We start from the raw sequence: 13,584 nt of genomic DNA on the forward strand, positions 1-13,584 counted from the left end.
GAACAGGGCAAAAAGGGGCCAGGACCCGGGGGCCGCCCTCCGCACGCCCCACCCCTTGCCGTTCTACCCTGTTGCTCCCGCAACAATACCCGACTGCCCGACACCCCTTCCCGGCCCCGCCGCTCAGACAGCGCTTCCCGCTGCCCCGACGCCGCCCGCCTGTTGCCGCCCGCCTGTTGCTGCCCCGAATTCCTGGCGCCGCATTGCCGACCCTGGTTGGTGGCCCCATCCAGCGGTGCGCGGACGAGCTTCATGGCTCTGCCCGGAACACCGGGGCCGCCTGACACCTGGTCCGTACAAAAACGCCCCACTCCGGGGTCCGGAGCAGGGCGTGTTGCATTTTTTGGAGGCTGCGGTGGCGGTCCGGCTCGCAGGAAGCGTCAGGCCAGCAGCACCGTCAGGCCAGCGGCAGTGTCAGACCAGTCGCAGCCGGCGCAGGCGCGGCAGCCGCAGCGCCAGCAGCGCCAGCACGATTGCCATCCAGACCAGCGGCTCCAGCTGCCAGCCCTTGACCAGGATCACATAATGCAGCCCGCCCAGCACCAGTGCCGGATAGGTCAGCTTCTGCAAAGTGCGCCACATTGGCCCCAACCGGCGCACCGAGGCATTGTTTGAGGTCAGCGCCAGCGGGATCATCATCACAAAGGCCGCCATGCCAATGGTGACAAAGGGGCGCTTGACGATATCAGTGAGCACCTCAGACATGATCTGCACATCCAGCACCAGCCAGACCGTGAGATGCAGAAACACAAAGAAGAAGCCAATCAGCCCGGTGGCGCGGCGGAATTTGATCAGGCTGATGCCGGTGGCATTGCGCAGCGGCGTGATCAGCAGGCCAAAGACCAGCACTTTCAGCGCCAGTGAGCCCATCTCCTGTTCCAGCACTTTCACCGGATCGACACCAAGCCCGCCATTCAGCCCCTGCCATAACATCCAGGCCGGCCACATTGGCGCCAGGATATAGAACGGCCAGGCCGGGATTTTGCGGGTCAGCCCGTTGATGGTTTGCGCGATACTCATGTCACTCACTTTCACAGATTTATGTCCGGCCACCCCGGCTTCGCCTGCCACGGTATATTATAGTACGCCCGGAATGCGCTCAGATGGCGCCGCTTGCCAAAACGACCAGTACACCTGAGAGACCAGTGCGCCTGAGCGGCCACATTGCCGGCCGCCCCGCACCACGATCCCCGGGTCCGGTTTAAAACTTACGGCTCAGGTCCATATCCTGATACATCGCCGCAACGTGTTCGCCATAGCCGTTGAACATTTGCGTCGGCACCCGTTTGGCGAACAACCCGCCCCCAATGCGCCGCTCGCTGGACTGGCTCCAGCGCGGATGCGACACGTCCGGATTCACATTGGAGTAAAACCCGTATTCGCCCGGGTTGGCGATGTTCCAGCTGGTTTCGGGCTGTTTGTCGGTCAGCTTGATGCTGACAATCGATTTGATCGATTTAAAGCCGTATTTCCACGGCACCACAAGGCGCAGCGGCGCGCCGTTCTGATTGGGCATGTCCTTGCCATAGATCCCGGTCGCCAGCAGCGTCAGCGGATTCATCGCCTCATCCAGCCGCAGCCCTTCACGATAGGGCCATTGCAGCGTGCGCTTGCGCTGACCGCGCATCTCATCCGGCCGCACCAGTGTTTCAAAAGACACGTATTTCGCACCGGGCTGCACGCCGACACGGTCTAACAGATGCGACAACTGAAAGCCGTTCCAGGGCACCACCATCGACCAGGCCTCGACACAGCGCAGCCGGTAGATACGTTCCTCAATGGGCGCACCCTGCAGGATATCGGCAAGATCGTAATTACCTGGTTTGTCCACCATGCCTTCGATTTTGACTGACCAGGGATCGGTGGTCAGCGCCTTGGCATATTTCGCCGGATCACCCTTGCCGGTGCCAAACTCGTAATAGTTGTTATAGGTGGTGATATCTTCCCAGCTGTTGGGCTTGTCAGAGACGTCATACTGCCCCAGCGCCAGCGCCGGACCGGCCATCATCGCAGCGGCACCGGCCAGGCCACCGGCCATGATCTGGCGGCGGTTCAGAAAGGTGGCTTGCGGGGTGATATCCGAATATTTCAGGTCGGGCGTCCAGCGCATAACAGATCTCCAGGGTTCATAGTCACAGTGCTTGGCCAAAGGCATAACCCAAAGCCATCTTACAGCAAAATCAAGCAAACTCACGTTTCGTTGGGTTTTTGAAATGTTTGCCCCACTGGAAGGTCTGCGCCGGAAAGTCTGGGTACAAGTAATGCTCCGCCAGCACCCATAGCAAAAAGCCGGCGCATTTCTGTACCGGCCTTATCCACCCCAAAGCGCCAAACTGTCCGGCAGACATCAGAAGCGGACGCCAAGCCTTGTATAAAGGAAGCTCAGCAGCCAGGCCGGGCCAATCAGCAAAAACTGCACGTCCTTAAAGAAGGACGGTTTTTTGCCTTCGATCATATGGCCCCAGAACTGACCAATCCAGGCCAGTGCAAACACCACCAGCGCCAGCTGCCACAAAGGTGTCTCCAGCATATCCAGCCGCAGATTGGCGGCGATACACAACATGCCAAACACCAGAAACCCGATCGCCAGCGGCACCGACAAGAACAGGTAATAGATCAGCGACAGGGCAAAGATCGCCAGCATCCAGTTCAGACCGGCAGCGGCCAACAGCCCCGGCACCGGCACCGACCAGAGAAGCGCCGTCAGGCTCCAGACGATCAAAGGCACACAGACCCAGTGCACCGTCTTATTGGTCTTGTTCTGATGGCTCGCGCCATACTCGTCCAGCAACGCATCAATCCGGCGCATTTTCCCGTTCTCCCCAGCGATTTGCGACATGCTAGGCGAAACTTCGCGCATTACAAAGAAAAACCCACCCCCGGCAGGGGCGGGCTGTGGCTAACTTAGCGTCATTGCAGGGTTTTACCGACCCATTTTTGGAATTGGTCCCCGTTCTGGCCCGCTATGTCTCTGACGGCACCATGACACAAAGCAGTTCAAACATCAGCGAGACCCCCAGCCAGGCGGTCGCCCCCGCCTGATCAAACGGCGGCGATACTTCAACCAGGTCCGCACCGATGATATTCAGCCCCGCCAGTTCCCGCACCACCTGCAGCGCCTGAAACGCATTCGGTCCGCCGACCTCAGGTGTGCCGGTGCCCGGCGCATAAGCCGGATCGACAAAATCGATGTCATAGGAGACATAGGTGGCGCCATCGCCAACGATCTCGCGCGCCTCGGCCATGACGTCAGAGATGCCGCGTTGGAAAAACTCCTCAATCGCGATGACGCGGATGCCGACCGCATCGGCAAAATCCCGGTCCTCGGAATCATAGGCGGTGCCGCGGATGCCAATCTGCACCACCCGTTTCGGATCCAGCAGCCCCTCTTCCACCGCCCGGCGGAACGGGGTGCCATGGGTGTATTTTGTGCCGCCGAAATAGCCCTTAAACAGATCGGTGTGACTGTCAAAATGCACCATGCCAACCGGCGCATCAGACGCCAGCCCGCGCAGAATCGGCAGCGAACAGAGATGATCACCGCCGGCGGTCAGTGGCCGGATGCCCAGTTGTTTCACCCGGCTGTAAAATTCGGTGAACCGGTTCAGACTGTCCATCAGATCGGCCGGGTTCGGGCTCACGTCGCCCAGATCGGCGCAGCGGGCGGCCTCAAAAGGGCGGATACCGGTGGCACCGTTCTGCGCCCGGATCATGGTCGACAGGTCCCGCAGCTGACGCGGCCCGTGCCGCGGCCCCGGCCGGTTGGTGGTGCCACCGTCCCAGGGCGCCGATCAGGCCAATCTCGACCTCCGATATGCGCGTATCCTCAAGGCTGACATGGGGCAGACGCATAAAGGTCGGCACCCCGGCATACCGGGGCAGTTCCATGCCCGATACAGGTGTGAAAAAAGCGTCGCTCATGGCGGTATCCCCTGTGAGTTGCAGTCCCGCCAGCCTGGGCAGGCGCGCCGGGATTGTCCAGCCCTGGCGCGTCCGACACCGCCACAGGACACCGCTGCTCTGCACCGAGGACAGAGACAGGCTACAGCGCCTCGCGAGCGCCCCCACATGCCGCGCAACCCACTTATGCCCGCCTGGGACAGCCCGCCCCGAGCCGGGCGAAGCAGGTTTCACTTTAAGAGGCAGAAACAGAGGCAGAATCCGCCGCTCCGGGCAAATGTCCGGCCTGGCGCGCTAATCTGAAGCCAGGTCAGGCCAAGCCAGGCTGCCCCCTCAACCGCCAGTCAACGACAAGACACTTGCCCGGAGCGCCGCCAGCAATTCCGCCAGTTCCGCCTCATCCTCTGCTGAATTGCGCAGGCCAAGCGCCGCGCTTTGAATAAAAGCGGCAAACTGGCTGACGCTCAGCCCGGCGGCAAGGATCGCCGCCTCAAAGGGCTGCAATATGCCGGCGAGTGCGTCCGTCTTGCGCGCCTGACCGCGCCGGATCTCAGCCTTACCGGCAGCACTGTAGCCATTGATCATATCCACCGCCTCCGGAGACGCCCGGATCATCCTGAATGAGGCCACAATCGACTGTTCAAAATAGATATCCAGTTTTTCGCCGAGGTTCTCCGCCTGCTGCCACTGCGCCGCAACCTCCTGCTGCATCTGATCGGAAAAATAACGGATCGTGGCACAGAGCACCTCATCCTTGCCGGAATAGACCGTGTAAAGCGTCTGACGCACCAGACCTGCTTCGCGGGCGATGTCATTCATCGTCGTGCGCCGGATGCCATAGCGCATGAACACCTGCAGCGCCGCCTGAACGATTTTTTCATTTGGAATTTTCATGCCCGACAGATTGACAAATTGTGACAGATTGTCAATACACGACAAAACGACACAAACTGTCGCGGCGACAAGTGAGTCGCCCGGCACCGTGATCCGACACAATTGAAAGGTGAAAACCATGATCTCGAAACTGATATTGCTGCTGCTCGGCGTCCTGGGGCTGATCTCTGGCGGTTGGGCGGCAATGATCGCCCTCAGCGACACAACAAGCCAGCTCAGCACGCTCGCGATGATGGGGACGATGGGCTACCTGTTCCACAGTGCAGTGATTTTTGCTGCGCTCAGCTTCCCGCTGCGCCAGCGCCGCACCCTGACCCTGCTGCTGCTGGTCTGGCATGTGCCCGAAGCCATTCTCATCGCCACCATGGGCATGGGCATCCCACCTGAGCAGCAACTCGCCGGCATCCTGTTTCAAAGCGGCTTTGCCGCCCTCGCGCTGCTGTCCTGGTATCTGGCGAAACATGAGACGCCGGACAGCCCTCCGCCGGCAGCACAGGCAAGCTGACCCTGGCGCAGCCCCGGTCTGATCCAAACCCCGCCGCAACCCCGCCGCAGCGACGCTCCGGCAACCCCGGGGCGGCCACACCAGCGCCCCGGCCTGCCCTTGCCAGCCAACCCACCGGTGGCAGCCAGGCCAGCAGCCCTTGCCCGACTCACCAGGCAGGCGCACAATGAGGCCACACTCATGACATGGCGCCCAGGACGCGCAGTGTGACAGGATCTGCCACCGGGACGCCTTCGATGAAACGGAGGACACCATGACCATTGCCGCCCGCCTTGAACAGCACCTGAACGCCCGGGGGCTTCCCTTTGACACCGTGCCGCACCCCTATGCTGCCACCGCGACCGAATGCGCCGAAGCCGCGCATGTGCCCGGGGACCACCTCGCCAAATCCGTGCTCATCCATATGGAAGAAGGCCCGATGCTCGCCGTTCTGCCCAGCAATCACCAGGTGGATCTCAGCGCCTTGCAGGCAATGATGCACCGCCGCCTCGGCCTTGCTGCGGAATCAGAAATGCGCGAGCTGTTTGACGATTGCGACCTTGGCGCCGCGCCCGCCGTGGGCCAGGCCTATGACGTGCGCACAGTGCTGGACAACAGCCTCACCGGGCTGGACAAGATCTGGTTTGAAGCCGGCGACCACAAAACCCTGGTCGAGATGCGCGGCAAGGATTTTGATACGCTGATGCAAGGCGCCGAACACGGCTCCTTCTGCTGCCTGCACTAAGCAACACGCTCTGAAAACGCCACGTTCTGAGCGTGCTCGTGAAGGGCCACAGAAATCCACTCGCAGCCAGTCAAACCCTCCCCTGAACAGGGCGGAGCCCGCTGGCATGCGCCACCTGGAAAATCCTGGCGCAAGCCAGATCAGTGCAAAACTGACGAGGGCCGACAGCCTCAAATACCGAAGGGCACACCTCCGGCAACGGGCAGATTGATACCGGTCACGTAATTAGATTGAGGTCCTGCCAGGTAAGCAACTGCATTGGCCACATCTTCTGGCAGCCCTGCAGCTTTGACGGTGACACTGGCATAACGCCGCCGCTTCATGTCTTCGACTGAAATACCGTTTTCTCCGGCCAGACGAACGTTGGCTGCATTATGCATGTCAGTGGCAATATAGCCGGGGCAAACCGTGTTACACAGAATGCCGTCACTGCCGAATTCGGCGGCAAGCGTTTTGGTCAGCCCGACCAACCCATGTTTCATTGTCGTATAAGCGCCAAAACCTGCTTCGGCACCCAGACTACCCGTAGAGCCGATGTTGATGATGCGTCCGCCCCCAACCTTACGCATCTCGGGAATGACGGCTTGCGACAACATCATGGGCCCCAATATGTTGACGTGAAAGCTCAACTCCCACTGCCCCGGCGTCGTTGACAAGAAGTTATCCGAGCCCGCCAGAGAGCCGGCGTTGTTGACCAGGATGTCGAGACGTCCGAACTCTGCGACCGCGTTTGCAACGCAGATCTCAATATCCTCAACGGAGGTCACGTCCATCTTAGCGGCGCGGGCCCTGCCCCCTGACGCTTGGATTTCTGAAACGAGTTGCGCCAGCAGGTCAGCCTTTAAGCGGCTCTTACCATCTGTTTCTATGCTTCCTTCAATGTCAGCAACGACGACAGCAGCGCCTTCTCCGGCAAGCCGGAGCGCGATTGCCCGACCAATTCCCTGCGGTGCCGATGCGCCAGTCACAATGGCGACTTTTCCGTTGAGTGAGGTCATGTCCGGATTCACCTGTAATTTGTCATTCAGCAACAATCGCTACATCTTTCGCGCCGGGTATCAAGCCCGTTGCCAACGGCTTCCAGTGCCTGTGACCCCCTCAGAGCAACCTTCGCAGGCATGCCGGCGTGCTGGCATCAGGCCTGCACCTGGTCAAACCCTCCCCAAAATGGGCGCTGCCTGAGTTTGGGGAGGTGAAACGCGCCGTCCCGGGGGAGTAAGAGACGGCTCGGAAATAATCCGGGGAATCAGTGCAGGCTCATTCGGGCACAGCCCGGAAAAGCTGGACGGAGGTCAGATCAAAGCCCAAAGGATCCGCCGTTTCCTAAGGTCTAAATTGCTGATAACATTGCTCTGTCCACCCTGGCGGAGCAAAGCACCATGCATAATTTCCGACGCGCAACGCCGGATGACCTGAATGCCTTGTATCGAATTTCTCTCCGGACCGGTCACCTGGGTGCCGACGCGCGCCATCTGTATGCAGACCCCAAATTGATGGGGCATATCTATTCAGCCCCTTACCTCAAATTCTCGCCTGATCTGGCGATGGTCGTTGAGCGCCACGGCCAGGTTCTGGGGTTTTGTATCGGGGCTGCAAACACCAGGGATTTTGAGCGGCGCCTGGAGGCAGCCTGGTGGCCAGGTCTTCGTTGGAAACTACAGAAGCCTCTCGCAATAAAGCGTTCAGAATGGACTGCTGATGAGCGCAGGTGTCAGATGATACATGAGCCGGAGATCGCACCCGAACATGTCTGCAAAAGCTTTCCTGCCCATCTCCATATGAACCTTCTTCCCGAAATACAGGGCCAGGACATCGGGCATAGATTGTTGCAATATTGGATGGAAAGAGCCATCGGGCTGGGTATCTCCGCGGTGCATGTCGGCGCGAATGTTCAGAACCAGAAAGCGGTCAGGTTTTGGCAGCGGCAAGGCTTCAGAAACCTTGTCGAGAACGCTGGCGCGCCAGGGTCGCGAACCGTCTGGCTGGGGCGCTCAAAGCTCTGAGCTGACCGGCTGTTCTGGCCGCAAGCACTTCGCGGACCCGCCAGCCGATGCTGGGTTTCTGACGCAACCTCACCAGCCAGCCAGCGCCAACTACCCGGTCACTCTGCCCGGTGCCAACTGGCCTGTGCAAACGGCCCAGCGCAATCCGTCCGGGATCTCGACCGGGGAGGACCGCCAGGTCGCGCCGATGGCCGGGTGTTTGCCTGTGCCCATAAGAAAGCCTCCCATGGCGGATCCACCGCGGGCGCCGGAACAGCCCCCAGCCTCACCCCCACCACAAAAAGCCGCCCCGGGGTTTCCTCCGGGGCGGCTTTGTCTCACTTAACTGCGGTGCTTAATGCACGATCGCATCGTCGGGTTTGGCGCGGTGGCTGGCACCGACCCGGTCGCCCAGGATCAGCCCGTCGCTGCCGGCCCTGACCTCGAGCACATCGCCGTCGATCACATCTCCCGCCAGCAACAGCTCCGCCAGCGGATTCTGCAGCGCCCGCTGGATCACCCGTTTCAGCGGCCGGGCGCCAAACACCGGGTCATAGCCCTCATCCGCCAGCCATTTGCGCGCGCCCGCATCCAGATCAAGCGAAAGACCGCGCCGCGCCAGACGGGTGTCGAGCAGCCCAAGCTGGATCTCAACGATGCCATCCATATCGTCGCGGCTGAGCCGGTCAAAGATGATGGTCTCGTCCAGCCGGTTAAGGAACTCGGGGCGGAAATGGGCCCGCACCGCATCCATCACATCACGCCGCGCGTCCGAGGCACTGGCCCCCTCCGGCAACTGACTTAAAGCCTGAGCACCCAGATTTGAGGTCAGGATGATCAGCGTCTGTTTGAAATCGACACGCCTTCCCTGGCCATCGGTCAGCACGCCGTCATCCAGCACCTGCAACAGCACGTTGAACACGTCCGGATGCGCCTTTTCGACCTCGTCAAACAGCACCACCTGATAGGGGCGGCGGCGCACCGCCTCAGTCAGCACCCCGCCCTCATCATAACCAACATAGCCTGGAGGCGCCCCGATCAGCCGCGCCACCGCGTGTTTTTCCATGAATTCGGACATGTCGATCCGCACCATGGCGCTGTCGTCATCAAACAGGAACTCCGCCACCGCTTTGGTCAGCTCAGTCTTACCCACGCCGGTCGGCCCCAGAAACAGAAACGAACCCAAAGGCCGGTTCTCATCATTCAGCCCCGCGCGTGCCCGGCGCACCGCATTGGAAAGTGCCCGCACCGCCGGGGCCTGACCAATCACCCGCTGGCCCAGCGCCTCTTCCATGCGCAGCAGTTTCTCGCGGTCGCCCTCCAGCATTTTGCCGGTGGGAATGCCGGTCCAGCGCTCCACCACCTGGGCGATCTGCTCGGCATGCACCTTGTCGCCAACCAGACGCATATCATCCGCGCCGCCGGCCTCAGAGATCTTCTTTTCCAGCTCCGGAATGACGCCGTAAGACAGCTCGCCGGCCCGGGCCAGGTTGCCCTCCCGTTTGGCGATCTCAAGATCGGCCCGCGCCTGTTCCAGATATTCCTTCAGATCGCGTGCACCCTCAAGCTTGTCGCGCTCCGCCTGCCACTGCGCCGTCATTTCGGCCGAGCGCTGGCTCAGGTTGCCCAGCTCTTCTTCCAGCTTGCCCAGCCGGTCTTTTGACGCCTTGTCCTCTTCCCGGCGCAGCGCTTCCGCTTCGATCTGTTTTTGCAGAATCTCACGGTCCAGCGCGTCGAGCTCTTCGGGTTTGCTGTCCACTTCCATACGCAGCCGGGCCCCGGCCTCGTCAATCAGATCGATCGCTTTGTCGGGCAGGAACCGGTCGGTGATGTAGCGATGGCTCAGCGTCGCCGCCGCCACCAGAGCATTGTCGCTGATCTGCACCCCGTGGTGCACCTCATATTTGTCCTTGATGCCGCGCAGGATCGACACGGTGTCCTCGACGGTCGGCTCCTGCACCTGGATCGGCTGGAACCGCCGCGCCAACGCGGCGTCTTTTTCGACATATTTGCGGTATTCATCCAGCGTGGTGGCACCGACACAATGCAACTCGCCCCGCGCCAGCGCCGGTTTGATCAGATTGGCCGCATCCATAGCACCATCGGCCTTGCCGGCCCCGACAAGGGTGTGCATCTCGTCAATAAAGAGGATGATCTCCCCCGCCGCCGCTTCGATCTCCTTCAGCACCGATTTCAGCCGCTCTTCAAATTCGCCGCGGTATTTCGACCCGGCGATCAAAGCGCCCATATCCAGCGCCATCAGCTTTTTGTTGCGCAGGGACTCCGGCACGTCACCACTGATGATGCGCAGCGCCAGACCCTCGGCGATCGCGGTTTTGCCCACGCCAGGCTCCCCGATCAGCACCGGGTTGTTCTTGGTGCGCCGGCTCAGCACCTGCATCGCACGGCGGATTTCCTCGTCGCGCCCAATGATAGGGTCGATTTTACCCGCCCGGGCCGCTTCGGTCAGATCGCGCGCGTATTTGTTCAGCGCGTCAAAGCCATCCTCGGCGCTGGCACTGTCCGCCGTGCGCCCCTTGCGCACCTCATTGATGGCGGTGTTCAGCTTCATCGCGGTGACCGCACCGGCATCCAGCGCCTCTTTGGCTTTGGAGCGCACCACCGCCAGAGCGGTCAGAATACGTTCGACCGGCACAAAACTGTCGCCGGCTTTTTTCGCCAGTTTAAGCGCCTCATCCAGCACTTTTGTCGTCGACTGATCCATATAGGTCTGGCTGCCGTCGCCGGTGACTTTCGGCATTTTTGCCAGCACCGCGTCCAGCGCCTCAACCACGCGCGCGCTCGATCCGCCGGACGCATTGATCAGATTACTGGCCAGACCCTGGCCGTCATCCATCAGGGCTTTCAACAGGTGTTCGGGCAACAAGCGCTGGTGATTTTCGCGCACCGCAATGGTTTGCGCCGCCTGCAGAAACCCGCGCGAGCGCTCGGTGAACTTTTCCATGTCCATCGTCTTCTCCTTTTAACAAGCGTCCCGTCTCAGAGCGCCCGCAACCGGCACGCCCACGTTCAGGACCTTGCATAACATGTGGTTGCGCCCCCGGCCCTGTTCAAGATCAAATTGTTTACGTCTTCACAGCATCTTGCCGCACATCCCCTGGCGGCGCATAATTGTTTCACACCGATCAAACCTGTCCCGGGGAGCCCCCATGCCAAAGCTGGCTGACATAAGGGCCCGCAGCCACTGGACCGATATGCTGCAGGGTCAACCGCAACACCTGGCCATGGCGGTGCTGATGAGCACCGGTGCGCTCAGTCTGCTGGCCCTGCCCACCGCGGAAACCACGGACACCGCCACCTATGAGAGCCTGCTCTGGCTCGACAGTACCGGCTGGGCCCGGCTCTCGATCGCGCTGGCGCTGCTGCACCAGGGGCTGGTGGCGCTGGTGTTCCGGCTGCAATTGCACCGTAATGTGATGAGCCGGCTGTTTGGCGCCCGCGACATGCTGGTCTGGGGCTGGATGTTCCTGCCGCTGCTGGCGGCGCGCCCGTTGACGCTGCTGGCCAGCGGGCTCACTGACCCGACACAGATCAGCCGCTGGGAACCGGCGGAGTTTCTGCTCGGCCTGCTGCTGCTGGTGCCGGCGCTCTGGACCCTGCACAGCGTCATCACCCGTTTCACCATCCGCCGCGCGCTTGGCGGCGATCATTTCCGCGACGAGATTGCGGAACTGCCACTGGTGCGACGCGGCGCCTTCCGCCGGGTGCCCAACGCGATGTACACACTCGCTTTCCTCGGCCTCTGGGCCATCGCCCTGCTGACCCATTCCTGGAACGCGCTGGTGCTGGCGCTGTTTCATCACGGCTATATCTGGGTCCATATGTATTGCACTGAATCCCCGGATATGGGCTGGATTTACCCCAGGCAATAAGCCCGCTTGCCGGGACGCCCCTGCTGCGCGTATGACAGGCCAGCAAAACAGGAGTGCCCCTATGTCTGATGACCGCCTGATCGTCGCCCTTGATGTCCCCAATGCCCTCGCCGGGCTGAAACTGGCTGAACAGCTGGGCGACAGCGTATCCTTTTACAAAATCGGTCTCGGCATGCTGACCGGCGGCGGTATGGCCCTGGCCAATGAGCTGAAAGAAGAGTTTGGCAAACGCATCTTCCTCGACATGAAACTGTTTGATATCAGCGCCACAGTGGAAAAAGCGGTGCGCGGCATCTCCCAGTATAATCTCGATTTCCTCACCGTGCATGGCGACCCCCATGTGGTGCGCGCCGCCAAAGAAGGCGCCGCTGACAGCCAGACCAAAATCCTCGCCGTCACCATCCTGACCTCGCTGGACCGCGCTGATCTGGATGCGGGGCAGATCAAAGCCGGCGACATCCCTGACCTGGTGGTGGAGCGCGCCGGGCGCGCCTTTGACGCCGGCGCCGACGGCATCATCGCCTCCCCGCAGGAAGCGGCGCTGATCCGTGCTTTGCCCGAAGCGGCCGGCCGCCTCATCGTTACCCCCGGCGTGCGCCCCGCGGGTGCCGCTCCAGGCGATCAGAAACGCATCGCCACCCCGGCCCAGGCCATTGCCAACGGCGCCGACCACATCGTAGTCGGCCGCCCCATCTGGCAGGCCGGAGACCCGCGCGCCGCGGCACTTGCCGTGCTCCGCGAATTCGCCGCCGGTTAAGGTCACAAACGACATTCGGGACAAAATATGCCAGGGTAGATTTTTTATCCCTGCATATTTTTCCGGATGTCATTTATGAATATATTTTCACAAACCCCCAGCCTGGAATCCCCCACGCTTGTTTATACGCGTATGCGCCGTGCAACTGGCCGGCTCGCCTTGCTGCTTCCGCTGTCTTTGCTGCTGCTCTCCGCCCTGCCCCAGGTGCCGTTTGCCGGTTCCATCAGCCTGTTCTACTACGGGCCCGTCGGGGTGATCCTGCCGCTGATTGTCGGTCCGATATCGTTGTTTCTCTCCTGTTATCAGGGCGCCCTCCCGGACCCGAAGCGGGTACGCCGCAACCCCAAAGAAGCCTGGCTTACCGACCGGAACCTTTCGCTTCTCGCGGCACTCACCGTCTGGGGCGTGGTGCTGACCCCGACAAACCCGCCCGCCGACATGTCCCCCTCTCCCACCGCGCTTATGCATTTGCTGTTGGATTCGCGTGACCTGATCTCTCTGTTTCACGGCGTGCCTGCGGCGGTGTTTTTCTTCTGCCTCGCGGTGTTTTGCCTCAGCAATTTTCAGCGCAGCCCGCATGGCAGCCCGCATCCGTCACGTTGTGCCCTCACCCGCAGCAAGAACCGGATCTACACGGTCTGCGGGTGGATTATCCTCAGCATGACGCTGGCGTTTCTGGCGCTCTCCATCGCCCGCAACAGCAGTGCCAGCGCCAGTGAGTGGATCATCGGCTGGCGCCTGATATTCTGGAGCGAAGCGCTCGCCCTGACCGCTTTTTCCATCTCCTGGCAGGTGAAAGGCGACGGGTTGCTGCCGCTGGTGCATCTGGTCAGGTCGCTGACAGCACAGCCCGGAGCAGCGCCTGCGAAGCGCCAAAACAGTGCCGGGGCCAACGCGCTGCTGCCACCCGCCTGAATCTGGCCTGAAAC

General features: G+C 61.3%; 12 protein-coding genes and 1 pseudogene. 6 read left to right on the forward strand and 7 right to left on the reverse strand.

From position 1 onward, the window contains the following. Positions 1-414: 414 nt before the first annotated feature. From msrQ to DWA01_RS13225, 5 genes and pseudogenes are all read right to left on the reverse strand, one after another. Positions 415-1,020, reverse strand: a complete 606-nt coding sequence (msrQ, locus tag DWA01_RS13205) for a protein-methionine-sulfoxide reductase heme-binding subunit MsrQ (protein WP_114286390.1) — start codon at positions 1,018-1,020, stop codon at positions 415-417. Positions 1,021-1,201: 181 nt separating this feature from the next. After that, positions 1,202-2,110 (reverse strand): protein-methionine-sulfoxide reductase catalytic subunit MsrP, encoded by a 909-nt coding sequence (gene msrP / locus DWA01_RS13210; protein ID WP_114286289.1) that lies wholly within the window; start codon positions 2,108-2,110, stop codon positions 1,202-1,204. Between the two features lie 237 nt (positions 2,111-2,347). Next, positions 2,348-2,809, reverse strand: coding sequence for an Mpo1 family 2-hydroxy fatty acid dioxygenase (locus DWA01_RS13215; protein ID WP_114286290.1), 462 nt, complete (start codon positions 2,807-2,809; stop codon positions 2,348-2,350). 154 nt (positions 2,810-2,963) lie between these two features. Further along, positions 2,964-3,921 (reverse strand): annotated as a pseudogene (locus DWA01_RS13220) (agmatinase). 312 nt (positions 3,922-4,233) lie between these two features. Beyond that, positions 4,234-4,794 carry a TetR/AcrR family transcriptional regulator gene (locus tag DWA01_RS13225; protein WP_160116048.1) on the reverse strand — a complete coding sequence of 187 codons (561 nt, stop codon included), beginning with the start codon at positions 4,792-4,794 and terminating at the stop codon, positions 4,234-4,236. A gap of 118 nt (positions 4,795-4,912) precedes the next feature. On the opposite strand from DWA01_RS13225, the gene DWA01_RS13230 reads away from it, so the two are divergent. Beyond that, positions 4,913-5,299 carry a hypothetical protein gene (locus DWA01_RS13230; RefSeq protein ID WP_114286292.1) on the forward strand — a complete coding sequence of 129 codons (387 nt, stop codon included), beginning with the start codon at positions 4,913-4,915 and terminating at the stop codon, positions 5,297-5,299. A 253-nt stretch (positions 5,300-5,552) separates the two neighbouring features. Next, entirely contained in the window at positions 5,553-6,023 is a 471-nt protein-coding gene (locus DWA01_RS13235) for an aminoacyl-tRNA deacylase (RefSeq protein ID WP_114286293.1), read from the forward strand. A gap of 170 nt (positions 6,024-6,193) precedes the next feature. Here DWA01_RS13235 and DWA01_RS13240 read toward each other — a convergent pair whose 3' ends face one another. Then, positions 6,194-7,057 carry an SDR family NAD(P)-dependent oxidoreductase gene (locus DWA01_RS13240; RefSeq protein ID WP_114286294.1) on the reverse strand — a complete coding sequence of 288 codons (864 nt, stop codon included), beginning with the start codon at positions 7,055-7,057 and terminating at the stop codon, positions 6,194-6,196. Positions 7,058-7,402: 345 nt separating this feature from the next. Between DWA01_RS13240 and DWA01_RS13245 the strand changes: the two genes are divergently transcribed. Continuing rightward, on the forward strand, positions 7,403-8,026 hold the full coding sequence (locus tag DWA01_RS13245; protein ID WP_114286295.1) for a GNAT family N-acetyltransferase: 624 nt from the start codon (positions 7,403-7,405) through the stop codon (positions 8,024-8,026). 334 nt (positions 8,027-8,360) lie between these two features. On the opposite strand, the gene clpB is transcribed toward DWA01_RS13245, so the two are convergent. After that, positions 8,361-10,976 carry an ATP-dependent chaperone ClpB gene (gene clpB, locus DWA01_RS13250; RefSeq protein ID WP_114286296.1) on the reverse strand — a complete coding sequence of 872 codons (2,616 nt, stop codon included), beginning with the start codon at positions 10,974-10,976 and terminating at the stop codon, positions 8,361-8,363. A gap of 199 nt (positions 10,977-11,175) precedes the next feature. On the opposite strand from clpB, the gene DWA01_RS13255 reads away from it, so the two are divergent. The 3 genes from DWA01_RS13255 (at position 11,176) to DWA01_RS13265 (ending at position 13,570) form a co-directional block, all read left to right on the forward strand. After that, the gene (locus DWA01_RS13255; protein WP_160116049.1) at positions 11,176-11,898 is read left to right on the forward strand and encodes a methyltransferase; all 723 of its coding nucleotides are present in this window, start codon (positions 11,176-11,178) and stop codon (positions 11,896-11,898) included. A gap of 61 nt (positions 11,899-11,959) precedes the next feature. Then, entirely contained in the window at positions 11,960-12,655 is a 696-nt protein-coding gene (gene pyrF, locus DWA01_RS13260; RefSeq protein ID WP_114286298.1) for an orotidine-5'-phosphate decarboxylase, read from the forward strand. Between the two features lie 75 nt (positions 12,656-12,730). Continuing rightward, positions 12,731-13,570 carry a hypothetical protein gene (locus DWA01_RS13265; RefSeq protein WP_114286299.1) on the forward strand — a complete coding sequence of 280 codons (840 nt, stop codon included), beginning with the start codon at positions 12,731-12,733 and terminating at the stop codon, positions 13,568-13,570. Positions 13,571-13,584: the final 14 nt, after the last annotated feature.

This window comes from Candidatus Halocynthiibacter alkanivorans (assembly GCF_003333265.1).
GTDB classification, from domain to species: Bacteria; Pseudomonadota; Alphaproteobacteria; order Rhodobacterales; family Rhodobacteraceae; genus Halocyntiibacter_A; species Halocyntiibacter_A alkanivorans.